Source organism: Limnohabitans sp. TEGF005 (genome assembly GCF_055394835.1).
The window spans coordinates 414023-437370 of sequence record NZ_AP029226.1; the positions used below are offsets into that span (position 1 = coordinate 414023).

The following is a 23348-nucleotide window of genomic DNA, read 5'->3' on the forward strand; positions in this document are numbered from 1 at the left end:
AAGCACTTTATGAAACGAACTTGACCGGCTGGTATTGCGGGTCGGTGTGTTCGCAGGCCTCTGCCTTGGCGCAAGGCATTTGGCAGAGTTCGCGGTTGTACACCGGGCAGGCGCGGTTGAAGGTGACGACGTGGTCCACCTCGGCGCGTATGCCGATCCATTCACCCAGTTTGTGATCGTGGTGGCTGGGTACGTGGGCCATCAGCAGGTCGCCACTGGCCAGCCGCAGGGTGTATAAAAATTCAGATCCGCGAAAGGCTTTGCGGATGATTTCGGCCTTCACTGGGGCATGGTCGTCGTGCACGATGTCGTCGGCCCGCAGCAACACGTCACATTGGCCACCCTCAAAGGCGCAAGGCAAGGGGCATTCGGCCACATCGGTCAATGTGCCAACGGGCGTGTCCACCATCAGCTGGCCATCCACTTCGCGCAACGTCGCGGGGGTGAAGACACCGTGGCCGATGAAGTCGGCGACGAAGCGGGTGGCGGGGCGGTGGTACAGGCTGTAGGCATCGTCCCACTGGTGGAGGATGCCTTCGTTCATCACGCCAATCACGTCGCCAATGGCAAAGGCTTCGAGCTGGTCGTGCGTGACCAACAAGGCGGTGGCTTTGGCGGCTTTCAGGATGTTGCGCACCTCGTGTGCGAGGCGTTCGCGCAGGTCAATGTCGAGGTTGGAAAAAGGCTCATCCAGCAGCAGCAAGTCGGGTTGGGGTGCCAAAGCCCGGGCCAGTGCCACGCGTTGCTGTTGGCCACCCGACAGTTCGTGCGGGTAGCGTTTGTCTGCTCCTTCGAGGCCGACCAGGGTCAGTACTTCGGTCACGCGCTTTTGGCGCTCAGCTTTGGGCAGGTGCGCCAGTCCAAAGCCCACGTTGCGGCCCACATCCATATGGGGAAACAGCGCGTAGTCTTGAAACACCATGCCAATGCGACGGCGCTCGGCCGGTTCGGTGTGACCGGGTTCGCTGACCACGCGGTCAGACAACAAGATTTTTCCGCCCGAGACCGGCTCCAGTCCGGCCACCGCACGCAGCAGCGTGGTTTTGCCGCAGCCAGATGGCCCGATCAATACGCCAATGTCGCCCGCATGCAAGCCCAGGTTGACCCCTCTCACGGCGGGCGTGGGGTTGCCGGGGTATTGGATGTCCAGTTGGCGCAGTTCTAGAAACATGGGTTGAATTGTAGGCAGGTTGGGTCGGCCTCTCATGGCCGTGGGCTGATCGCCATCAGGCGGGCTCCTACAATAAGCCATGACCTTGTTGAACCCGCTTTCTTGATGCTGACCACCCTGGCCCGCCGTTTATCGGGGCTCCCTTCCTTGTTTTTCGCCTTGCTGGCATTGGCTTTGGCCTTGCCGGTGTTGGCCGTGCTGGGTTCGTGGCTGCAATGGAGCGGGCCAAGCGCCGATATCTTGCTGGAAATGGGCCGCACCGTGCTGCCCGATTACGCGCTCACCACCTTGAGCCTGTGTTTGTTGGTGGCGGTGGGGGTGACTGTGCTGGGGCTGGCTACGGCGGCGCTGGTCACCTTGTTCGATTTTCCAGGGCGTGGCGCTTTTGAATGGCTGCTGCTCTTGCCTTTGGCCATGCCCGCTTATGTGGTGGCCTATGCCTATACCGACTTTTTGCAGTTCAGCGGGCCACTGCAGGTGGCCTTGCGCGAAGCGCTGGGTTTACAAGGTCGTTTGTGGCCCGATGTGCGCAGCATTTGGGGCGCGGCGCTGGTGTTCACTTTGTCGCTTTACCCGTATGTGTATTTGCTGGCCCGCACGGCCTTGGTCGAACGGGCTTCGGGCTTGATGGAAGCGGCCAGACTGCTAGGCGCACCGCTGTCACGCCGCATTCGCGAAATTGCCTTGCCATTGGCCCGCCCGGCAGTGGCCGCTGGGGTGGCGCTGGCGCTGATGGAAACGCTGGCTGATTTTGGGGTGTCCAGCTACTTCGGTATCCAGACTTTCACGGCCGGCATTTACAAAGCCTGGTTGTCCATGGACAACCGCATTGCGGCGGCGCAATTGGCCACCGTGCTGTTGGCCGTGGTGGTGGTCTTGCTTCAGCTGGAGCAGCGTGCACAAAAGCGCATGCGCTTCAACCAAGGGCGCGGCTCGCGTCAAGGCTCTGCCGAGGCGCAGCCCGTCGCGTTGCAGGGTGCTTCCCGGGTCATGGCTTGGGCCGTGTGCAGCTTGCCCGTGATGCTGGGTTTTGTTTTGCCGGTTCTCATCATGTTGCGGGCCATGGCGGGTGAGACCACCGAGCTGCCGTGGGATCGCTTTGCCCAATGGGCGCTGACCAGTTTGCGTCTGGGTGCGGTGACTGCATTGTTGGCGGTGGGCGTGGCGCTGGCGTTGGCCTTCAGTGTGCGCACCCGCGCAGACCGCATCAGCCAAGGGGCCATCCAGCTGGTGGGTTTGGGTTATGCCATTCCCGGCGCGGTGGTGGTGGTGGGCTTGCTCTTGCCCGTGGGCTGGATTCAGCAGACCTGGCCCGCATCGTCGGCTGGCGCATGGATAACGGCCACTTCTTTGGGGCTGGTCTGGGCCTATCTCGTGCGTTTTTGCGCGGTGGCGCTGCAGTCGGTGCAAAGCGGCTATGCCCGCATTCCGGCCAGTCTGGACGATTCGGCCCGCATGCTGGGCGTGACCGGTTGGGGACTGATGCGCCGTGTGCACGCGCCCTTGCTGAAACGCACCACCCTGGCCGCCATGCTGTTGGTGTTTGTGGACGTGATGAAAGAGCTGCCCGCCACCATGGTGTTGAGGCCTTTCAACAGCGACACGCTCGCCGTGGTAGCCTACCAATTGGCGCGGGATGAGCGCCTGGGCGAAGCAGCTTTGCCCTCGTTGGCGCTGGTGTTGGTGGGTTTGATCCCCGTGATCCTGCTCAGCCGGACGTTGCGGCAAACGAAATCCTGAAACCATGAACGTACGGGGGCGTGATACCCCTTTCGCGTTGGCCTAAACGGACTTCTTCTCGTACAGGGATTGTTCTTCGATGATTTGCCGGACGATGGCTTGGGCGTGATCTTCGGTGAGGCTGAATTCCTGACGCAAATGTTCGATGGTCCGTCGCTCTTTCGCATTCACATGACCGTCTTTGAGGACTTCTTCGACCTCGGTGGTGAATTCGATTTCCTGTGTCCGCACGCGAGTTGCAAATGCTGATGCCACGATGCCGGTCAGCAGCGCCACCGTGAAAACCCCGGACAGTGCCGTGAAAGCCCCAATCACTTTCCCCCAGGCTGAGATGGGCGTTGCATCGCCATACCCCACGGTGGTGATGGTGATGATGGACCACCACATCGCATCGGGAATCGTGCCGAATTTGTCGGCTTGCAAGGCGTGCTCGGCGTAGTGCATCAGGCATGAAGTGATGAGGATCGACAGCGCCAGCAGGTAAAGCGCCGAGATGAAGGCGTCTCTTTCTGCATAGATGGAGGCAATCAGGTCTTCCAGTGCGGTGGAGTAATGCGACAACTTCAAGATGCGCATGATCCGGATGACACGCAAAAAGCGCAAATCCAGACCGGGCAACAAGGATTGCAAAAAGAAGGGCAAGACTGCGAGCAAATCGACCAGGCCGTGAAAACTGAGCATGTAGCGCAGCCGTCGGCGTGCCGCAGTGTGCTGAACGTGTTTGTTTTTTTCTGCGGCCGTCCAGATGCGCAGCAGGTATTCCACACTGAAAAACAGCACCGACACCGTGTCGAACACGGCCAATACCGTGCCGTATTGGGCGTGGATTGCGGGCACTGATTCAAGAATGACGGCCACGACATTGCTGAGCACCATCAAGGTCAGCACCCATGAAAACAACCAAGCGGCCTTTTTGTCTTTGTGGCCCTTGAGTTCCAAAATCAGGAACAACCGTTGTCTCAGTGGATGGTGTGCAGTCATGGGCCTATATTAGACAAGAACATGGGCCTGGCCGCCTCTTTGAACAGGCTTTGACGCGGTGTTTGGCTGCAGGGGGGCGGCAGGTCAGTGCGGCTATATCTTGTTCTTTGTATAAGCAAACAACAAATCAATGGTTCGCCCTTGGGTAGAAATTGGCCACAATGCGGCAATCCCCTGTCCTCTTGAGGGCGGTTGCACGGTCTTTTTGTTGGACAATCGTGCAGCCATTCGAACAACAATGGAAACACAAACCATGGCCAAACAAGCCCCCGTAGAAGACAACATCCTGACCGAATCGGAAGAGGTGTTTGAAAAAGCCGCCGAGGTCTTTCGTGTCATGTCTGCCCCCATGCGCCTGCGCATCATCAGTGCTTTGTGCAACGGTGAAAAAAATGTGGGCGAATTGCTCAGCGAAATCGACACCACCCAGCCCAACATGTCTCAGCACCTGAACACGCTGTATCAGGCGGGTGTGCTGGGCAAGCGCCGTGAAGGCGTACAAATTTTCTACCGCATCGTCAACGACCGGGTGGTCACGCTGTGCCGCGCGGTGTGCGTGCAGATTGCCAGCGAAGTCGAATGAAAGAACAGCGTCAGTTTCGGGTCGGGTTTTCACGGGCCCACCCTCCCTGCCGATCACGCTACCATCCATCCATAAGGAGTTACTAATGAAGCGTTCCCTGCTTTTGATCACTGGCCTGTTGGCCTGCACTTTGACCTGGGCCGACATCAAGGTGGTTTATCACCTGAGCGAAGGCATTCCGCAGGCTTCGCGTGCCATCGGCAATATCCGCAATCACCTGGCCGCAGACCCGACTGCCAAGATCGTGGTGGTCACACATGGCTTGGGCATCGACTTTTTGTTGGACGGGGCCACCAACCAGATGGACCAGCCATTCGCAGGCAGCGTCAGTGATCTCGCCAGCAAAGGCGTTGAGTTTCGGGTGTGCAACAACACCTTGGTGAGCCGAAAAATTTCGCCGGATAAATTGTTGATGGAAACCAAGGTGGTGCCATCGGGTGTCGCTGAAGTGGCCAAGTTGCAGGCCAACGAGAAATTTGTCTATTTGCGTCCCTGATGGGCGTTGAGACGTCCATTCGTCCTGTCTGTCTTTTTCGAGGAAAACCCATGAAGATTCAACACGCTTTGACAGCGGCTGCTTTGCTTGCCCTGTCTGGCCTGGCCCAAGCCCAGGTCGATCCGCTGCATGTGCGCAGCTGGGCCGCTTCTTGCGCCGCCTGCCACGGCACCGACGGCCGTGCTCAGCCCGGCATGGAGTCCTTGGCCGGTGCCAACAAGGATGACATGGTCAAGAAAATGCTCGACTTCAAAGCGGGCCGCAAGCCCGCCACCATCATGCACCAGCTGTCCAAGGGCTATTCCGACGAGCAAATCGTTGCCATCGCCAGCTACTTTGCTGCACAAAAGAAATAAGGAAAACCGCCATGCAACGTCGTCATTTTTTGCAGACCGGCTCCGCTTTGGGTGCCATGGGACTGGTTTCTGGTTGTGCCACCGTGGGTGGTGGCAGCGGCCCCAAAGTGGTGGTCATTGGTGGGGGCTATTCGGGTGCGACGGCAGCCAAATACCTGCGCCTGTGGTCGGAGCACAAGATCCAGGTCACCTTGGTCGAGCCCAATGATTCCTTCATTTCGTGCCCCATGTCCAACTTGGTGATCGGCGGCAGCAAAACCATTGCCGAGATCACCACGCCCTATGACAACCTGACCAAGCGCCACGGTGTCACGATCGTCAAAGACCGTGTCAACAGCATCGACGCCGACAAACGCATCGTTAAATTGGCGGGCGGCACCGAGCTGACTTATGACCGCTTGATCGTTTCGCCCGGTGTCGATTTCATGTGGGAAACACTGCCTGGCATGAACAAGGCCGGTGCCAAAGACAAGGTCATGCACGCCTGGAAAGCGGGCGCTCAAACCGTCACGCTGCGCAAGCAACTCGAAGCCATGCCCGATGGCGGCGTGTTTGCCATGTCGATCCCGCTGGCCCCCTACCGTTGCCCTCCCGGCCCATATGAACGTGCCTGCCAAGTGGCTGAGTACTTCACCAAGGCCAAGCCCAAGAGCAAGGTGCTAATTTTGGATGCCAACGACGACGTGACCTCTAAAGGTCCTTTGTTCAAGAAGGCCTGGGCCGAGCGTTACAAAGGCATCGTCGAATACCGTGGCAAACACAACGTGACCGATGTCGACGCGGCCACCAACACCTTGAAGTTCGAGTTCAACGACGACATCAAGGCCAATGTCTTGAACGTGATTCCCAGCATGCGTGCCGGCGACATTGCCGTCAATGCCGGCTTGGCCACAGCCAACAAGCGCTGGTGCGAAGTGGATTTCCTCACCTTTGAGTCCAAGGCTGCCAAAAATGTGCACGTCCTGGGCGACTCGATCCAAATTGCGCCGGGCATGCCCAAGTCGGGCCACATGGCCAACCAGCACGGCAAGACCTGCGCCGCAGCGGTCATCGCCTTGTTGATGGGCAAAGAAGTCAATCCGATGCCCATCTACAACAACACCTGCTACAGCTTTGTCAGCTCGGAAGACGTGGTTCACGTTGCCAGCGTGCACAAATACGACGCCGACAAAAAGACCATGTTGGCAGTGCCCGGCTCCGGCGGGGTGTCGAGTGCGGCCAACGAGCTGGAAGGCCGCTACGCCCTGGCTTGGGCGCGCAACATTTGGGCCGATACGCTGGCTTGATGAGGCCTTTAAGAAGCGCCGCAGTCACGAGACTCGCGGCGTTTTTTTATGGCGTTTTTTGGTTTTGCATTTTGATGCGTTCGATGTCGAGGTGGATCATGAACACACGTTTTACTCCCAGTCGTTTGGCTCCTGCCATTTTGTTGTTGTGCGCAGCCTGGCTGTCATCCTCGGCCATGGCGCAGGCCGACGAAGCCCGTGCCAAAAAAATCGTGGGCGGTGTCTGTTTTGTCTGTCATGGTGCCGAGGGCGAATCGTCCAGTGAGGTGTTTCCGCGCTTGGCAGGCCAGCACTGGGAATACACCGCCAAGCAGCTGGAAAACTTCAAGACCGGCAAACGCAAAAGCACAGCCATGGCCGACATGGTGGCCAAGCTGACACCCGATGAAATGGTGGCGCTGGGCCAGTTCTTTGAAAAGAAGACCATCGAAGTTGAACCGCCCAAAGATGCCGGGCTGGCTGCTGTGGGCAAATACATTTACCACAACGGCAATAAATACAGTGGCTTGGCCGCTTGTGCCAGCTGCCACGGCGCTGAGGCCAAGGGCACGACCGCTTTGCCGCGCCTGGCGGGCCAGTATTCGGGCTACACCGAAACGCAGCTCAAGCAGTTCAACCTGCGCGAACGCACCAACGACAACGCCGTCATGCACGCCATCGCCAGCAAAATGTCGCCGCTTGAAATGGCCGCCGTGGCCGAATACCTGAGTGGCAAATAAGCGCGCTTACGGGCCCACATCCGCTTGAATGCGCGACACCCGTTGTTGCGATGGTGCCCCCCAGAGCACTTCTCATTGCCCGCAATGGGTGAAGGGCGCGGGGTCTGCGCCAAGCCGCACCACATCAAGGTCTCTTGAAACCCTCAGCGGGCAAGGAGGTCGGTTTGGCAGAAGCCCCTCCATCGAGCCAGCGGTCGGTCAGGCCTGCGCCCACCCACATGCCCACCAGGCTCAACCAGGCGGTCAGGGCAAAAATGGCCCCACCCGTCACGCCCGCGCCCACGGCGCAGCCACCTGCCAGCATCGAGCCAAAGCCCATAAAGACCGCGCCGCCGATGTAGCGGCGCATGCTGTAGCCGTCAGAAAAACCCTCCAGCTTCCAGTCTTTGCCGATCAGTGCGCCGATCAAGGAACCGATGAAGACCCCGGGCATCAGGCCAAAGTCAAAGCCGATGGCCGGTGCGGGCCAATGCAGCACCCGCATCAACCACTCGGCGGAGGGGCCGCTGAAAGTCAGGCCTTGAATTTGCACGGGGTCAAACGACTCGGCCGCCACCCATTGGCTGAAGCCCCAGGCCGCCGCCACCGACAAGCCCGTGCCAATACCACCCAACCACATCCATTTGTTGCGTTGCGGGCTGCGCAGAGCAAAAAGCAAGGCCGCCGCCAGCCAGATGCCGCCCATGAACAAACCCGCCCAATGGTCCATGCCCGTCAGGGCCAGCAGGTCACGCGGCGCACCGCCGTCAACAGTCCACCAACTGCTGATGTGGGTTCGCAAAGGCGATAACACCCCCGCCAAAGCGGCCTGTGCGGTCACGGCAAAGATCAGCCCAGAAAGCAGGGCGCGCAAATTGCCGTTGGCCGATAGAACCAGCAAACGGCTGGCGCAGCCGCGCGTCATGACCATGCCCACGCCAAAAAGCAAGCCCCCGATCATGGCGCCCGAGATGCTGCCTTTGGCCGAAATTTGCCGCGCACTGCCCGTGTCCAGCCAGCCCATCAAAACCATGAGCTGCACACCAATCACCGCCGAGGCAAAGGCCAGCAGCCACACCGACAGCTTGTCGCCAAAGCGGCGGTGCCAAAACTCAATGACCGCTGCACGCAGGCAAAAACGCGAGCGCTGTGCCAAAAATCCAAAGGACAAACCGATCAGCCCGCCTCCTGCGGCCAACACGGTGCCTTGCCCGTAAGTCTCCAACCATTGCGCCATTGACATGGGTTGCTCCATTCATATCAGTCATTGCTGATATGAAATGTACGCCTTAACGGGTACTGCGCGATTGACGCGCATCATGACAAGCAAGACTCAGATCGGCCAACCCATGCGGCGGTTGATGCGCCAGGCCATGCCTGCGCCCAGCCAGATAGCGATCAGGGTCAGCCAAGCCGTGAGCGAGAACAGTGAGCCCCCGGTCATGCCCGCGCCCACGGTGCATCCGCCAGCCAGCACAGCACCAAAACCCATGAGCACGGCACCGATCAGGTAATGGCCCAGTTTGTTCTCGGTTTTGAATCCTTCGAGCTTGAAGTCGCCGCCAACCAGCGCGCCCAGCAAAGAGCCCAAGAACGTTGCAGGCAGCAAGCCCGCGTCAAAGCCTGCGCTGGGCGAAGTGCTGGTGGACAGTGCGCGCATCAGCATCTCGGCCGATCCGCTGCTGAAACTCAGGCTCTGGATTTGCACCGCTTCGAAAGATTGCAGGGCGATGGCTTGGGTCAGCCCCCAGCCCAAAGCAATGCTCAGACCTGCGATGATCGCGCCCAGCGCCAGGCCCCAGCGGCGTTGGTGGGTCTTGAAGAAAAAGTAAAAACCGGTAGCCAAAGCCAGCAAGGCCAACACCATTCCACCCGATGGGCCGATGCCCGAGAGCTGCAACAAGTCACGCGAAGGCCCGCCGTTCACGGGCCACCAAGCGGTCATGGCTTGGCGGGCCGGGGCCAGCCAACCGGCAATGCTGGCCTGAACCGTGACCGCAAACACCAAGCCCGACAACAGGGCGCGCAAATTGCCGTTCGCCGACAAGATCAGCAAACGGCTGGCGCAGCCGCGCGTGAGGATCATGCCGGCACCAAAAAACAAACCGCCCAACACAGCCCCAGAAATGCTGCCGAGCGAGGCGATGTAACGCGAATCCGACGGCTTGAGCCAGCCCGCCAGAACCAGCGCCTGCACGCCCACCAAGCAAGCCCCAAAGGCCAGCCACCATACGCTGAAACGATCACCCGCTTGGCCTTCGCAGCATTCGATCACGGCCGCGCGGGCGCAAAACCGGGTGCGCTGGGCGGCCAAGCCAAAGATGAAACCGACCAAGGCACCTGCCATCGCCAGTACATTCGAGTCTCCCCAGGTTTCGAGCAAGCTTGCGAGATTCACGGATTTCTCCAATAATTCATTGGTTTCTTATATTCAAAAGCAGCGGAATGGCAAAGCCTTTTCCGCCTGCGCAAAACCCGCTATTGTCCACGTTCTGCAAGCCATGAACCACCCTGTAAGCCTCTTTCAACCATCTGTTTGGCATCGTCGTGACTGGCTTTTACGGGTGGGGGTATCACTTTGCGCAACACCCGCGCTGGCGCAGTCTGGTGGTGCCGCCACCTTGCCCGCAGCCCAGTCGCTGCCCGACGAATTGGCCCGTGCCCTTAAAAACAAACAGCCTCTGATCGTCATGGTCAGTCTGGATGGGTGCGTGTTTTGCCGTCAAGCCCGGCAAAGTCACCTCTCGCCCATGCAAAAAACGGGCACCGTCATCGTCCAGGTGGACATGCGTCAGAACCAGCCCGTGCTCGACTTTGCGGGCAAGCTCACCACCCACGACCAGCTCACCCGCCAGTGGAAAATTTCAATCACCCCCACGTTGCTGTTTTTCGGACCCGGGGGCAAAGAGGTGGCTGAGCGCATGGAGGGGGCCTATTTGCCCGACTTTTACGGCCCTTACCTGGAAGAGCGCATCGTCCAAGGACGCAAAGCCATTTGATGTGCGTCTCCGCGTCAGCGGAGGGCACGGTGGACGTGCTAGATTCAAACGATGATTCCCATCAAGATTGATTCGGCCTGGAAAGGCACCTCGGATTGCCGCAACTGCGGTATCCGCGACATGGTGCTGTTTGCCGACCTGAATGAGCAAGATTTTGGCGAAATCCACACGCCCATTGACGACATGGTGTTTGCTGCCGATGCTGCGCTCTATACCGAAGGCGAAACCGCTTTGGGCGTGTTCACATTGCGCAAAGGCATGGTCAAGCTGGTGCGGGCCACCGCCGACGGGCGCGAACGCATCGTGCGCGTGTTGCGTCCAGGCGACGTGGCGGGCTTGGAAGCGCTGGCCAACGCACGTTATGACACCGAAGCCATTGCGCTGGTGGAAGCGCAGGTCTGCCGCATCCCCTTGGCGGTCTTGCACCACCTGTCTGCCAACTCGCCGCGCCTGCACAAGCGCCTGATGCAAAAGTGGCAGCAAGCCCTGAAAGATGCCGATGACTGGCTGGCCGATTTGAACTTCGGTTCGGCCCGCCAACGCGTGGCCGCCCTGGCCCTGAAAATGCGTGACCCCGACCAGCCCGGCATCACCTCGTTTTTTGCACGAGACGACATGGGTGCCATGCTCGACATCAAACTCGAAACCGTGAGCCGCGAAATCAGCGCCTTGGTGCGCGACGGTGCCCTGAAGCCTTGCGACAAACAAGGCAGACGTTACGAAATCACCAATGAAGCCTTGTTAATGCGTTAAGGCTTGAGGGCGAAGGGGGGCTTAAAACTCGTCTTTGACGCTGGTCAGGCCCAGTGCGTCCCAGTCCAGCATGCCGCCGCGGTAGTAATAAATTTTGTCAGCCGGAAAGCCATCGCGGGTCATGGCTTTGATGGCCATGGGGCTTTGTGGGCAGACTGGACCGTTGCAAAAGGCGTAAACCTTTTTGGCCGTTTCGCAGTTCCACTGGCTGCCGTTTTTCTTGCAACCCAACTCGTTCATGCGGGCAGCGACTTCGGTGTATGGAATGCCGACCGAGCCGGGAATGGTGCCTTTGACACGGTCGTTGGTGTCGCGCATGTCCAACACGATGGCGTTACGGTCGCTCAGGGCTTCAAGGATTTCAATCTCGCCCACCGGGTGCACGCCTGTCACAGGCACAAGTGGCTGCAGGTTGCCGCCGTTTTTGGCGCAAGCCGTCATGGTGCGGGTGATGGTGATCGGGCCTTTGACGGTGTTCACGGTCACCGATTTTTGGGTGTCGATGATGTTCAAAGGGGTGCCGACCGCGATGGTGGCGGCTTGGCCAAAGGCCAGGCTTGAGAGGCTCATGCCCAGAACCCAGGCAGCGATGTGTTTCATGTGGTGTCTCCGTCAACAGTGAATAAAAAGCCCAAGCTTCTTGGCTGAGCCGGATTCTAAAAAGCTGCTGAGGTATTGATTTGATCCATGTCAATCCATGTGGCACATGTTGCTGGTGTGGCCCATCCAGCTGCATCCCGCGCACGAAGCCAGCGTGTGCCACCTGTCTTGCTGTTGCTGTTTCTGTTGCTGTTGGCGCTGGGGTGTCCCACTAAAGGAGCCGAGTTGTGCCTGCGCTGTAAGGCATCAGCGAATCAGGTGTACCTTCTGCAGTCGACGCTGCAGACTTCGCGCGCTGCAAGGTGCCTGATTTCGCCAAAGCCATGGGCCATGAGGCGAAATGCAAGCTGTACAACAACTGCCGCTGATTTCCTACTGACCAGGGTTCGACGCGTTGCTAAGCAAGGCCTTGTGGGTCTTTGCGATGCCAGCGAGCAGATCAACGGCCCGTTTGGCTGGAGCCCCATCGTTCCATCAGGCGCTGGTCGCGCGCGCTTTCGGCTTCGATGCTGTCTTTGGGCAATTGCCGCAGACATTCTTCCATTGCTTGTGGGTCAAGTTTGGTTGCCGGGGCAGGCGCAGCCACCACTTGGGGCGATCGGCCATCCCAGGCAAACGGATTGCGAAAAACGGGTGGGTCGGGCAGGCAGTCGTCTTTGTAAAGAGGTGACCCGTCGTTGGCAAAGGGCGAAAAGGAAATGGTTTTCTCAAACACCAAAGGCTTGCCGGTCGGGGTGGGCGGAAGCGGGGGCATGTTCTTAATGGCTTGGCGGGCAAGTTGTTCCGCCACAGCCGAGGTGGTCCACAGGGTTTGAACTTGCGTCAAGCTGCCGTCGGGCGCGATCTCGATGCGAAAGCGCACCACGCCCTGGTCGGGGCCTTCAACGGCGGTGCCCATCATGCTGCGCACCTGCTGGCCCCAGCTGTAACGGTAGCCCTTGCTGTTTTTGTTTGTGTAGTTGGCGGCAAAAGCCCATTCTTCGGCCGTTGGCGGCGGGGGGGCTGCCATGCTCGCGCGAGGGGGCTCTGTAGATACCGGGGGCACAGACACAGCTGAAGACATCGCCAAAGGCGTGTCTGTCGGGGCCTGCAGGGCGGCGGTGGGCTGGGCGACTGGGGGTGTGGGTTCGGGCAAGTCCTGGCGCGGTGCCGGTAAGAGTTCCAGCAAGACGATTTTTTCAGAGGCTTTGGGCGCATCCGCTGGGCTGACGTATTTGAAACGGTAGTCACTGACCAGCAGCCACACGGCCGCGTGCAAGGCCAGCGTGAGGAAAACGGCGAAGAAGTGTTTGTCTCTGAACATGAGTCGCCGAAGCTTTTGTTGGAAGTCGTGCCTTCATTCGATGACAATATTCATCATCACTGATATTAACCGACGAATTGGAGATGACATGACTGTCCGAACGCTGTGCCTTGTGGCCGCCACTGCTTGCAGCCTGCTGCTGGCCCCCGCTGCCCAGGCCGATAACAAAGCGATTGTGACTGACGAGATGGAGGCTTATCTGGAGTTTGTGGACTACGGCGGCGGTGTGATTTTTGCCGAGCAAATTCCCAAAGACGAGTGGCCCAAGATGATGGTGATCGACGCGCGTGATTCGGCGCAATTTGCCAAGGGACACATCCCTGGCGCGGTCAACATGGACTGGCGTCAGGTGCTGGCCAAGCGCAACACTATCCCCAAAAACAAGCCTGTGCTGATTTACTGCAACACCGGGTCGCTGTCGGCCCAAGCCGGTTTTGCGCTGCGCGTGGCAGGCTGGGACAACGTGCGCATTTTGCAAGGCGGCATGGAAGAGTGGAAAGCCAAAGGCGGCTTTGATGCAGCGGCCAAAGCGGCAGGACCGGCCAAGCATTGAACGGAGTCCCTGTTGAGTCAAATCATGTCCGATGCCAATCGGTGGCGGTACAGTGAAACACATGAATGGCATCCATGAGGGCTGTCAAACATGATAGATGTCCTCTTACAAAATCTGCCCTGAGTTCAGTCCCCATGCACATTGAATCTTTTTTTGATCCGGCCACATTCACCTTCAGCCACATCCTGGCAGACCTGTCCACTCGGCAGTGTGCGTTGATTGACAGTGTGCTGGACTATGACCCCAAGTCAGGCCGCACCGACACCACCAGTGCTGAGCGCCTGGTGGGCCGCGTGAAAGCCCTTGACCTGCGTGTGCAGTGGATTTTGGAGACGCATGTGCACGCCGACCATTTGTCGGCGGCCCCTTATTTGCAAAAACAGTTGGGTGGCCAATTGGCCATTGGTGCGCACATCACCACCGTGCAAAACGTCTTTGGCAAGCTCTTCAATGCGGGCACCGAATTCGCCCGCGACGGCAGTCAGTTCGATCGTTTGCTGGACGATGGTGAAAGTTTTCAGATCGGTACTTTGCAAGCCCGAGCCATGCACACCCCTGGCCACACGCCGGCCTGCATGACTTATTTGGTGACCGATCCGGCTGTTGTGCCCGCACGGCAGGTGGCCTTTGTGGGCGACACCTTGTTCATGCCTGACTATGGCACTGCCCGCTGCGACTTTCCTGGCGGCAGTGCCAGCGTGTTGTTTCAGTCCATCCAGAAAGTGCTCAGCCTGCCCGACAGCACCGAGCTGTACCTGTGCCATGACTACCCACCAGAGAGTCGACAGCCCCAGTGCGTCACCACGGTGGCCGAGCAAAAAAAGCACAACGTGCATGTCCACCAAGGTGTGAGCGAGGTCGAGTTTGTGGCCATGCGCGAAAAGCGCGATGCCACCTTGGCCATGCCGGTGCTGATCCTGCCCTCGGTGCAAATCAACATGCGCGCTGGTCAAATGCCACCGCCTGAAGACAATGGCCAGCGCTACCTGAAGATTCCGCTGGACGCGCTGTGAACTCCTTTGGGCGCAGCAGACTTCCTGATCAATCCTTGAGTTTTCCGGAGGTCAATTCCTGTCAATTTGGCATGCACAGAAGGTTCTTGGCTTGTCGGCTTAGCGCTGTCAATGATTGGGTATCTTTTCCAAGACTTCAGTATTTTTGAGAGGTGGTCATGACGAAATTTCGATTTTTTGCCTTTGTATTTCTGATAGCTGCCGCGCTCGCTCTGCAAGCTTGCAGCCCCGAAGCGGCGCTGCCCAATGTGTCGCTGGAGCAAGCCCGGGCTGAGCATGAGGCGGGCAAGGTGTTGATGATCGACATTCGCGAGCAGCAAGAGCACGCCACGGGCGTGGCGCAAGGCGTGGTCTTGCTGCCCATGAGCCAGGTGGCGCAACGCGTGGCCGAAATCCCTAAGCGAGCCGATCAGCCGGTCTTGCTCATCTGCAATACCCAAAACCGCTCGCGTGCCGTGACCGAGGGGTTGAAAGAGCAGGGCTTCACCAACATTCGCTATGTGAATGGCGGCATGAGCGAGTTGGCCAAGCGCGGCTGGCCCATGGTCAAGCCGCAAGATTTGCTGGCACCAGGCAAATCCTGAGTGCGAAAACCCAGCCCATCAGCTGGGCTGGTCAAGTGCGTGCTGTGCCTGTGAATGCCTTGATCTAAGGCAAGTCCAGGTGCACCCTGAAGATATAGACTGATGCTTATATATAAGCCCTGGGGCATGCACAAAAGCTTACCTTTACGGCGTTCAGTTTGTAGCCACGACATGAAAGGTGAAGCCCATGAGCACTTTTGACCATCCCGGCCTGATGCAAGACATCAACGAATGCCTGGTTCCGTTTCGCAAAAGCCAGCCGGATGCCATGAAGGCCTTTGGCCAGCTGGCCCAGGCGGCCATGACCGAGGGCGCGCTCAGCACCAAGCACAAAGAGCTGATGGCGCTGGCCATTGGGGTCACGCAGCGCTGCTCGGGCTGCATCGGGTTTCACGTCAAAGCCTTGATCAAGCTGGGTGCCACTCGGGCCGAGCTCGAAGAAATGCTGGCTGTGTGCGTCTACATGGGCGGCGGTCCCGCCTTGATGTACGCGGCTGAAGCCGTCAAGGCCTGGGATGACCTGCAAGCAGGGCAGGCCTGAGCCATGACCGAAAAACTGATCACGGTCACATTGACCCAACAACAAGATTACCGTTTTGACATCCGCTTTGACGACTGCATGCCCGTGTTGACCAGCGATGAGCCCGCGCCTTTGGGTACAGGCCAGGGCCCCTCGCCCGTGCAGTTGTTGTGTGCGGCGGTGGGCAATTGCCTGAGTGATTCGCTGCTGTTTGCCCTGCGCAAATTCAAGCAAGAACCCGAACCTCTTCGCTGCGAAGTGCAAGCCCAGGTGGGCCGCAATGCCGAAGGCCGCATGCGCGTGCTGGAGATGGTGGCTACTTTGCACTTGGGGGTGAGCGCCGCCAAGCTGGAGCAGTTGGAGCGTGTGCTGGGTCAGTTCGAGGGCTTTTGCACCGTCACCCAAAGTGTGGGTCAGGGTATCCCGATTCAGGTGCGTGTGCTCGATGCCGATGGGGTGCTGCTGAAGTCCTGAGACTTTCAGAAGCGCGGGGTTTCAGGCGAATTTGGTCAGCATTTCCGCCACATGCTCGGGTGACTGGTCGCCTTGTTCGATCATGCAGCCGACCATGGAGAAAAAGGATTTGTCGAGCGCTTTGCGGGCCGCAGCCATTTGCTGGGCAATTTTTTCGCAATCCGCATCGGCCTCGATCAGCTTTTGCAAACCGCGCAGCTGACCTTCAATTCGGGCCAGGCGGGCACACAGGTTTTTCTTTTTCTCGGCGTTCACGATGCGGCTCATGCAAGTCTCCTGATGGGCCCCTGGGGAGAGGGTGGGGCCGCTGGTGCGCATGATAGCTTTTTGCGATGTCTGCTGCGTTTCAGCTGAATAAGGCCCGGTCGCTGGATGTCTGTTGGTACTGCCGGGCAATGTTGGCGCAGACCAGGTCGCACAAGGCGTAAATCGAAGGGTCGGTCACTTTGTAGAACACGCTCGTGCCTCGGCTTTCGCGAGCCACGATGCCGTGTTGCGCCAGATAAGACAGGTGGCGTGAGACGTTGGCAGCCGAATAACCCGACAACTGGGCCAACTCGCCCACGTTGTGCTCGGTGTCGCGCAGCAGGTTCAGAATTTGCAGACGTGTGGGCTCCGACAGCGCCTGAAAATAGGCTGCAATCTGTTCAAGTGCTTTGGCTGGCAAATCTTTCATGGGTGCTCCACAACACATTCTAGGGATGCCGTCAGTCGCAAAATGATTGACCGGCTATCGGATTTAATTGTATCATTGCGTATGTACGCAAACAACCAAATGTGTAAATCTAACGGTTTGATGGAGATGCACCGATGAACAGACGCTTGATTTTGGCTGCGGCCATGGCATTCTCAGGCTTGCCTGCGGCCTCCGTTTGGGCCGCAGATGACACAGCAGGGGTCAAAAGCGTGGCCGCCAAAGCCAGCGCAGCAGGTACGCAAGAGCTGAGCCTTGACGCAGTCGTCGAGGCGGTGCGCCAGGCGACTTTGTCGAGCCAGGTGGCTGGAGCCATCGTGATCTTGAACGTCAAGGCCGGTGATCAGGTGCGTGCTGGGCAGGAACTGCTGCGCATCGATGCCAGTGCAGCCCAGCAAAACGTGGTGGGCAGCACAGCCCAACTCGAAGCCGCACAGGCTAACTTGCGCGTGGTCAGCAAAGAGCTCGATCGTCAGAAGCAACTGTTCCAAAAGCAATACATCAGCCAGGGTGCACTTGATCGCACCCAAGCCCAGTTCGAAGCTGCCCAGGCCCAGGTGCAAGCTCAGCAAGCGCAAACCCGAGCAGCCCAAACCCAGACCGGGTTTTTCAGCATGCGTGCCCCGTTCAATGGTGTGGTGTCCGATGTGACCGTCACCTTGGGTGACATGGCCATGCCAGGCCGTCCGCTGGTGACCCTGCACGATCCTTCGGCTTTGCGCGTGAGCGCGGCCGTGCCACAGTCAATGATCGATGGTGTGCGTGCCCAGTTGAAGGCGGTGCGATATGACATTGCTGGCCACAAAAGTGCGGTCGCAGCCAGCGTGCAGTTGCTGCCCGCCGTGGACCCCGTGACACACACCGCGCAGCTGCGCGTGGCGTTGCCTGCAGGCACTGAGGGCTTGGTGCCCGGCATGTTTGCCCGGGTCTGGGTGCCTGCCACCAAAGCATCGGGTGAAGCCCGAGAGGGGCGTGTGTTTTTGCCTCTGACCGCCATCGTGCGCCGTGCGGAGATGACCGGCGTTTACGTGATGGATGCCCAAGGCAAGCCGCGTTTGCGGCAGGTTCGCTTGGGCCGTACAGCAGGCCAGACCGTTGAAATTTTGGCGGGTGTGAGCGATGGTGAGAACGTCGTGACAGAGCCCGCCACCCTCGGCCAAAAAACCGGAAAGTGACCCCATGAGCGAGCAAAAAATGGGTGTGTCGGGCCGCATCGCGGCAGCTTTTCAAAGCGCACAGATCACGCCACTCTTGGCGCTGGTGGCGTTTTTGCTAGGTGTGTTTGCCGTGATGGTGACGCCCCGCGAGGAAGAGCCGCAAATCAATGTGACCATGGCCAATGTGATCGCGCCCTTCCCCGGCGCATCGGTGCGCGATGTGGAGCAAATGGTGTCGATTCCGGCAGAGCAGGTGCTGTCCAAGATTGCCGGTGTCGAGCATGTTTATTCGGTCTCGCGCCCTGGCGTGGCCATCATGACCGTGCAGTTCAAGGTGGGCGTGCCGCGCACCGAGGCGCTGGTCAAGTTGCACGACACGATCCGCGAAAACGCCGATTGGTTGCCTCGTAACCTGGGCCTGCCCGAACCCCTGATCAAGCCCAAGGGCATTGACGACGTGCCGATCGTGTCACTCACCTTGCATGGCCGTACGCCCGAGGTGAGCGCTTTTGAGCTGGAGCGCGTGGCGCACAGCATCGAGGCCGATATCAAGCGCGTGCCCGGCACCCGTGATGTGGTCACCCTCGGTGGTCCGCACCGCGCGGCGCTGGTGCAAATCGACCCGCAGCGCATGAATGGCTCTGGTGTCACGGTGCACGATGTACGCATGGCCCTGCAATCTGCCAACTTGGGCTTGCCCGTGGGTGAATTGTTGGGTGGCAACCAAAGCGTGGCCATCGAGGCTGGACCTCACTTGGCGCAAGCCAGTGATGTGGCGGACTTGGTGGTACAGGTGGTGCAGGGCAAGCCGGTGTTCCTGAAAGATGTGGCCACCGTGAAAGATGGCCCGATGCCCGCTGAGCGTTACGTTTGGCACGGCAACAACGTCAACAATGGCGGTGAAGAATTCGCGGCCGTGACGCTGTCGATCACCAAAAAATCGGGCGAAAACGCCATCGATGTGGCCAATGGCGTGAAAGCCCGTGTCGAGAAACTGCAGGGCACAGTGATCCCTGACGATGTTGTGGTGGTCGAGACCCGCAATTACGGCGAGACCGCCAACGACAAAGCGAAAAAGTTGATCCAAAAACTGCTGTTCGCCACGGCGTCTGTGGTGGCCTTGGTGTTCATGGCGTTGGGTCGCCGCGAAGCCGCCATCGTCGGTGTGGCCGTGATTTTGACGCTGACAGCAACCTTGTTCGCGTCTTGGGCCTGGGGCTTTACGCTCAACCGTGTGTCGCTGTTTGCCCTGATTTTTTCCATCGGCATTTTGGTCGACGACGCGATCGTGGTGGTTGAGAACATCCATCGCCACCAGCAGCTTTATCCGGGCAAAAGCATTCGCGAAATCATTCCTGGTGCGGTGGACGAAGTCGGTGGCCCCACCATCTTGGCCACCTTCACAGTGATCGCGGCCTTGTTACCCATGGCTTTTGTCAGTGGCCTGATGGGCCCCTACATGAGCCCGATCCCGATCAATGCCAGCTTGGGCATGCTGCTCTCGCTGGCCATTGCGTTTGTCATCACGCCTTGGTTGTCGGGCATGTGGATGAAGCCGTCTGACCACGCACACGGCGAGAACGCGTCAGGGGGCGGTCACACTGGCCTGAGCGCTAAGCTCGAACCCCTGTTTGAAAAGATTTTCCAGCCATTGCTGGACACGCAAAAAGGCGGTCAAAACCGCAAGTTGCTGGGCTTGGGCATTGCCGGTTTGATCGCCTTGTCTTTGGTGCTGCCCGCGACGGGTTTGGTCATGCTCAAGATGCTGCCTTTTGACGACAAGTCGGAGTTTCAGGTTGTGGTGGACATGCCTGCAGGCACACCTCTTGAGAAAACCGCTGCCGTGATGCGCGAGCTGGGTGGCCTTTTGGCCACGGTGCCCGAGGTCACGCACTACCAGGCTTACGTGGGTACGGCTTCGCCCATCAATTTCAATGGTTTGGTGCGTCAGTATTACCTGCGTGCTGGCAGTGAACTGGGTGACATCCAAGTTAATCTGCTGCGCAAGTCCGAGCGCAGCGACAAGAGCCATGTCATTGCCACCCGTGTGCGTCCGGCCTTGCAAGAGATTGGCCGCAAACACGGTGCCAATGTCAAGGTGGTCGAAGTGCCGCCGGGCCCGCCTGTGATGTCGCCCATCGTGGCTGAAATTTATGGTCCGGATGCTGAGGGGCGCCGTCAGGTGGCCAAATCGGTACGTGCTGTCTTTGAAAAGACCGAAGGCGTGGTGGACATCGACGACAGCTCGATCGCCGATGCACCGCGCAAGATTTTGCTGGTGGACCGCCGCAAGGCCGCTGTGCTGGGTGTGTCGCAACAAGCCATCGTGACCACTTTGCGTGCCGGTTTGGCTGGCGAATCGGTGACTTACCTGCACGACGGTAGCAAATACCCGGTCCCCGCCTTGATTCAGTTGCCCGAGCAACTGCATGGCGATCTGGATGCTTTGTTGCAACTGGGCGTGAAAACCGCCACGGGCAAAGTGGTGGCGATGCGCGAGTTGGTCACCGTGAGCGACACCTTGCGTGAGCAGCCCATCATTCACAAGGACATGCTGCCGGTGAATTTTGTCAACGCCGACATGGCGGGCAAGGTGGACAGCCCCTTGTACGGTTTGTTCAAGATGCGTGGCGATGTGGCCAAAATCCAGGGGCCCGACGGTGCGCTGGTCGAAGAATATTTCATCAGCCAGCCCGACGATGCCTGGCGCGGTTACGGCATTAAGTGGGACGGCGAATGGCAGATTACATACGAGACGTTTCGTGACATGGGCGCAGCCTATGGCGTTGGTCTGATCCTGATCTATTTGTTGGTGGTGGCACAGTTTGGTTCTTACCTCACGCCGCTGATTATCATGGCCCCGATTCCATTGACCATCATTGGCGTGATGCCGGGCCACGCTCTGCTGAATGCGCAGTACACAGCCACCAGCATGATCGGCATGATCGCGCTGGCGGGCATCATCGTGCGCAACTCGATTTTGTTGGTGGACTTCATCAACCTGCAAGTGCAAACCGGCATGGATTTCAAGCGGGCCATCGTGCAATCGGCCATCACCCGCGCTCAGCCCATCATGCTCACGGGCCTGGCGGCCATGATCGGGGCCTTTTTCATTGTGGATGACCCGATCTTCAACGGCTTGGCCATTTCGCTGATTTTTGGCATTTTTGTGTCCACGGTGCTGACGCTGGTTGTCATCCCGACTTTGTATTACGTCGCGTACCGAAAAAAGTACGAGGCCTGAGTTTTTAATTTCATCAACCGGAGTTTGAATCATGAAATCTTGGCAAATCGTTCGTTTGGTCGCAGGGACCTTCATCTTGCTGTCTTTGGCTTTGGGCGTGCAGGGCAGCCCCATTTTTGTGAGCGCGTGGTGGCTGGCGTTTACCGCTTTTGTGGGCGCTAACCTGCTGCAAAGCGCCCTGACCAAGTGGTGCTTGATGGAATCCATCTTGCGCAAACTGGGCGTTGAGGCCGGCAGCTGATTTGACGGCACGCACGACATGAGAACGCCCTTGTTCAAACCCCGGCCACTGAGCGGCTGGGTGCTGGCGGCCTTGCTGGCCAGCCCTTCTGTGCAGGCTTTGGATTTGCTGCAAACTTGGGAACAGGCGCGTCAGCACGACCCGCAGATGCAGGTGGTTCAGGCTACGCGCTCATCGGTGCAAGCCTACGAAGCGCAGGCCAAAGCCGTCTGGCGTCCGGTGCTGATGGGCAGTGCCAGTGTGGGGGCCATGTCGGCAGATACCAGCACACAGGGCGCACAGTTTGCCGTGGGTGGTCAGCCGGCCATGCCTGGCAGCTTCGCCACCTCGGCCAGCGCTGCCACTTCAACACGTTGGTCGTTGCAAGCCAAGCAAGCGCTGTACAGCCCTGAGCGCCAGGCGCAGCAAGCGCAGTTGCAAAAAGCTGCCAGCGTGGCCGAACTGCGTGCCGATTGGGCGCAGCAGCAGTTCATGCAGCTCACGGCGCAAAGGTATTTCAACTTGCTGGTGGCGGAGCGCCAGCAACAGGTGCTGAAAAACCAGTATGCCGCCGTCAGCCGTTCGCTGACCGAAGTCAAAGACCGTTTTGCACTGGGCGATTTGCCTGTGACCGATACGCACGAAGCCACGGCCCGTGCCACGGGCCTGCAAGCACAGTTGCTCGCCGCCGAAAGCGATGTGCAAATGGCCCGTAGCGTGCTGGCCGAATCCACCCGCTTGAGCGTCGACGCCCTGAAACTCCATGTGCCCAAAACCGAACGGACATTGACTGCCGTCCCCGCTTTGGCGCAGGTTCAAGAGCAGGTGCGTCAAGCCAACACAGGCGTGCTGTTGCAAAAAGCCCAGTGGAATGTGGCCCTGCAAGAGCTTAAAAAGCACGAGCGCAGTGGCGGTATCACGCTCGATTTTGTGGCCTCCGCAGGGCGGGACCGCCTGAGCGGGGAGGGCGATTTTGGCCCATCTTCCAACACCCAAAGCCAGCAGATGCTCGGCCTGAGCCTGAATGTGCCTTTGTACACAGGCGGCTGGCGCAGCGGCAAATTGCAAGAGGCGGTGAGCGCGGCAGACAAAGCCTCAGCCGAATACGACTTGGCTCTGCAACAAGCGCAACAGCAAGCCCGTTCGGTGTGGCTGGCCTTGCAAACCGGGCCTGCCCGTTTGGCGGCCATGAAGGCATCGTGGCAAGCCAGCGCGGCTCGGCTAGATGCCACCCGTTTGGGTCGGCAAGTGGGCGACCGCACCACGCTGGAACTGCTGCAAGCCGAAAACGATGCGGCTCAGGCCGAGCTGGCGTGGTTGCGTGCACAGGCTGACTTGCTGCTCACGCAATTGCAACTGGATGCTTTGACCGGTGCCATGTCGGTGCAAAGCCTGCAAGCCCTCAATGCCCATTTAGCCCCTTGATTTATCAGATTTCGAACTGGAGAAGACCGACATGAAAACAGCCCATGACTTGGTGTCGCAAGCCAAAACTGACATCCGCGAAATTGCCCTGCAAGAAGCCGAGGCGGCCATCCAGCAATCGGATGTGTTGATCGATGTGCGCGAAGCCGATGAATTTGCGGCGGGCCATTTGCCTGGCGCTGTGTTGGTGCCACGGGGCTTGCTGGAGTTCAAGCTCAGCGGCACGCCCGCTTTGTCGGGCCGTGACCTGAAGGTGGTGTTGTATTGCAAAACCAGTGGCCGTGCCGCGCTTGCTGCGCAAACCATGCAAAGCATGGGCTACCTGAATGTGAGTTCGATTGCGGGCGGCTTTGACGCCTGGGCAGCCGCCGGCAAATCAGTGGTCAAACCCGAACAACCATCGTTCGAGTGAGTCTGGCTTCCCATATTGGCGTCTTGTTTTTGCTGTCTCAGTGAAATCCCTGATGAGCGAGCGAGCTCCAAGTGTCCAAAGGGGCT

The 23348-nt window shown here is 58.9% G+C and carries 26 protein-coding genes; 18 read left to right on the plus strand and 8 right to left on the minus strand.

Annotated elements, in window-relative coordinates:
• Positions 1–7: 7 nt before the first annotated feature.
• Positions 8–1171: an ABC transporter ATP-binding protein gene (locus ACZ5RG_RS01950; RefSeq protein WP_298598660.1), complete on the minus strand. Its 1164-nt coding sequence runs from the start codon at positions 1169–1171 to the stop codon at positions 8–10.
• Positions 1172–1276: 105 nt separating this feature from the next.
• Here ACZ5RG_RS01950 and ACZ5RG_RS01955 point away from each other — a divergent pair, with 105 nt between their 5' ends.
• The gene (locus ACZ5RG_RS01955; protein WP_312260487.1) at positions 1277–2911 is read left to right on the plus strand and encodes an ABC transporter permease; all 1635 of its coding nucleotides are present in this window, start codon (positions 1277–1279) and stop codon (positions 2909–2911) included.
• Positions 2912–2953: 42 nt separating this feature from the next.
• Here ACZ5RG_RS01955 and ACZ5RG_RS01960 read toward each other — a convergent pair whose 3' ends face one another.
• The gene (locus ACZ5RG_RS01960) at positions 2954–3892 is read right to left on the minus strand and encodes an ion transporter (protein ID WP_464447649.1); all 939 of its coding nucleotides are present in this window, start codon (positions 3890–3892) and stop codon (positions 2954–2956) included.
• A 253-nt stretch (positions 3893–4145) separates the two neighbouring features.
• Between ACZ5RG_RS01960 and ACZ5RG_RS01965 the strand changes: the two genes are divergently transcribed.
• The 5 genes from ACZ5RG_RS01965 (at position 4146) to ACZ5RG_RS01985 (ending at position 7332) form a co-directional block, all read left to right on the plus strand.
• Complete coding sequence (locus ACZ5RG_RS01965) at positions 4146–4475, plus strand: ArsR/SmtB family transcription factor (RefSeq protein WP_464447650.1); 330 nt, start codon at positions 4146–4148, stop codon at positions 4473–4475.
• An 85-nt stretch (positions 4476–4560) separates the two neighbouring features.
• A complete protein-coding gene (locus ACZ5RG_RS01970; protein ID WP_312260484.1) occupies positions 4561–4971 on the plus strand; it encodes a DsrE family protein in 411 nt (136 codons plus the stop codon).
• Between the two features lie 50 nt (positions 4972–5021).
• Positions 5022–5327 carry a c-type cytochrome gene (locus ACZ5RG_RS01975; RefSeq protein ID WP_298598672.1) on the plus strand — a complete coding sequence of 102 codons (306 nt, stop codon included), beginning with the start codon at positions 5022–5024 and terminating at the stop codon, positions 5325–5327.
• Positions 5328–5338: 11 nt separating this feature from the next.
• Positions 5339–6613 carry an FCSD flavin-binding domain-containing protein gene (locus ACZ5RG_RS01980; RefSeq protein WP_464447651.1) on the plus strand — a complete coding sequence of 425 codons (1275 nt, stop codon included), beginning with the start codon at positions 5339–5341 and terminating at the stop codon, positions 6611–6613.
• Positions 6614–6711: 98 nt separating this feature from the next.
• On the plus strand, positions 6712–7332 hold the full coding sequence (locus tag ACZ5RG_RS01985) for a c-type cytochrome (protein WP_298598678.1): 621 nt from the start codon (positions 6712–6714) through the stop codon (positions 7330–7332).
• 124 nt (positions 7333–7456) lie between these two features.
• On the opposite strand, the gene ACZ5RG_RS01990 is transcribed toward ACZ5RG_RS01985, so the two are convergent.
• Together ACZ5RG_RS01990 and ACZ5RG_RS01995 are read right to left on the minus strand one after the other, a co-directional pair.
• On the minus strand, positions 7457–8554 hold the full coding sequence (locus tag ACZ5RG_RS01990; RefSeq protein WP_298598681.1) for a YeeE/YedE family protein: 1098 nt from the start codon (positions 8552–8554) through the stop codon (positions 7457–7459).
• 90 nt (positions 8555–8644) lie between these two features.
• Positions 8645–9709 carry a YeeE/YedE family protein gene (locus ACZ5RG_RS01995; RefSeq protein WP_464447652.1) on the minus strand — a complete coding sequence of 355 codons (1065 nt, stop codon included), beginning with the start codon at positions 9707–9709 and terminating at the stop codon, positions 8645–8647.
• A gap of 166 nt (positions 9710–9875) precedes the next feature.
• On the opposite strand from ACZ5RG_RS01995, the gene ACZ5RG_RS02000 reads away from it, so the two are divergent.
• Entirely contained in the window at positions 9876–10310 is a 435-nt protein-coding gene (locus ACZ5RG_RS02000; protein WP_464447653.1) for a thioredoxin fold domain-containing protein, read from the plus strand.
• 51 nt (positions 10311–10361) lie between these two features.
• On the plus strand, positions 10362–11063 hold the full coding sequence (locus ACZ5RG_RS02005; RefSeq protein ID WP_312260479.1) for a Crp/Fnr family transcriptional regulator: 702 nt from the start codon (positions 10362–10364) through the stop codon (positions 11061–11063).
• A gap of 21 nt (positions 11064–11084) precedes the next feature.
• On the opposite strand, the gene ACZ5RG_RS02010 is transcribed toward ACZ5RG_RS02005, so the two are convergent.
• Together ACZ5RG_RS02010 and ACZ5RG_RS02015 are read right to left on the minus strand one after the other, a co-directional pair.
• On the minus strand, positions 11085–11663 hold the full coding sequence (locus ACZ5RG_RS02010; protein WP_464447654.1) for a rhodanese-like domain-containing protein: 579 nt from the start codon (positions 11661–11663) through the stop codon (positions 11085–11087).
• A 439-nt stretch (positions 11664–12102) separates the two neighbouring features.
• Positions 12103–12966: an energy transducer TonB family protein gene (locus ACZ5RG_RS02015; protein ID WP_464447655.1), complete on the minus strand. Its 864-nt coding sequence runs from the start codon at positions 12964–12966 to the stop codon at positions 12103–12105.
• Between the two features lie 88 nt (positions 12967–13054).
• On the opposite strand from ACZ5RG_RS02015, the gene ACZ5RG_RS02020 reads away from it, so the two are divergent.
• The 5 genes from ACZ5RG_RS02020 (at position 13055) to ACZ5RG_RS02040 (ending at position 16110) form a co-directional block, all read left to right on the plus strand.
• On the plus strand, positions 13055–13519 hold the full coding sequence (locus tag ACZ5RG_RS02020; RefSeq protein WP_312260477.1) for a rhodanese-like domain-containing protein: 465 nt from the start codon (positions 13055–13057) through the stop codon (positions 13517–13519).
• 134 nt (positions 13520–13653) lie between these two features.
• Positions 13654–14532: an MBL fold metallo-hydrolase gene (locus ACZ5RG_RS02025; protein WP_464447656.1), complete on the plus strand. Its 879-nt coding sequence runs from the start codon at positions 13654–13656 to the stop codon at positions 14530–14532.
• 158 nt (positions 14533–14690) lie between these two features.
• The gene (locus ACZ5RG_RS02030; RefSeq protein ID WP_464447657.1) at positions 14691–15116 is read left to right on the plus strand and encodes a rhodanese-like domain-containing protein; all 426 of its coding nucleotides are present in this window, start codon (positions 14691–14693) and stop codon (positions 15114–15116) included.
• A gap of 187 nt (positions 15117–15303) precedes the next feature.
• Complete coding sequence (locus ACZ5RG_RS02035; protein WP_315237065.1) at positions 15304–15657, plus strand: carboxymuconolactone decarboxylase family protein; 354 nt, start codon at positions 15304–15306, stop codon at positions 15655–15657.
• Between the two features lie 3 nt (positions 15658–15660).
• Positions 15661–16110 (plus strand): OsmC family protein, encoded by a 450-nt coding sequence (locus ACZ5RG_RS02040; RefSeq protein ID WP_464447658.1) that lies wholly within the window; start codon positions 15661–15663, stop codon positions 16108–16110.
• 21 nt (positions 16111–16131) lie between these two features.
• Here the strand turns inward: ACZ5RG_RS02040 and ACZ5RG_RS02045 are convergent, their stop codons facing one another.
• Both ACZ5RG_RS02045 and ACZ5RG_RS02050 read right to left on the minus strand, forming a co-directional pair.
• Positions 16132–16377: a metal-sensitive transcriptional regulator gene (locus ACZ5RG_RS02045; protein WP_019430145.1), complete on the minus strand. Its 246-nt coding sequence runs from the start codon at positions 16375–16377 to the stop codon at positions 16132–16134.
• Between the two features lie 79 nt (positions 16378–16456).
• Positions 16457–16786 (minus strand): ArsR/SmtB family transcription factor, encoded by a 330-nt coding sequence (locus ACZ5RG_RS02050; RefSeq protein WP_298603065.1) that lies wholly within the window; start codon positions 16784–16786, stop codon positions 16457–16459.
• A 134-nt stretch (positions 16787–16920) separates the two neighbouring features.
• Between ACZ5RG_RS02050 and ACZ5RG_RS02055 the strand changes: the two genes are divergently transcribed.
• The 5 genes from ACZ5RG_RS02055 to ACZ5RG_RS02075 are packed head-to-tail and all read left to right on the plus strand — an operon-like array spanning position 16921 to position 23262.
• Entirely contained in the window at positions 16921–17979 is a 1059-nt protein-coding gene (locus tag ACZ5RG_RS02055; RefSeq protein ID WP_464447659.1) for an efflux RND transporter periplasmic adaptor subunit, read from the plus strand.
• Positions 17980–17983: 4 nt separating this feature from the next.
• Positions 17984–21205 (plus strand): efflux RND transporter permease subunit, encoded by a 3222-nt coding sequence (locus tag ACZ5RG_RS02060; RefSeq protein WP_464447660.1) that lies wholly within the window; start codon positions 17984–17986, stop codon positions 21203–21205.
• Between the two features lie 31 nt (positions 21206–21236).
• Complete coding sequence (locus ACZ5RG_RS02065) at positions 21237–21446, plus strand: YgaP family membrane protein (protein WP_019430141.1); 210 nt, start codon at positions 21237–21239, stop codon at positions 21444–21446.
• A gap of 18 nt (positions 21447–21464) precedes the next feature.
• The gene (locus ACZ5RG_RS02070) at positions 21465–22850 is read left to right on the plus strand and encodes a TolC family protein (RefSeq protein WP_298602160.1); all 1386 of its coding nucleotides are present in this window, start codon (positions 21465–21467) and stop codon (positions 22848–22850) included.
• A gap of 31 nt (positions 22851–22881) precedes the next feature.
• On the plus strand, positions 22882–23262 hold the full coding sequence (locus ACZ5RG_RS02075) for a rhodanese-like domain-containing protein (RefSeq protein WP_298602157.1): 381 nt from the start codon (positions 22882–22884) through the stop codon (positions 23260–23262).
• Positions 23263–23348 lie beyond the last annotated feature (86 nt).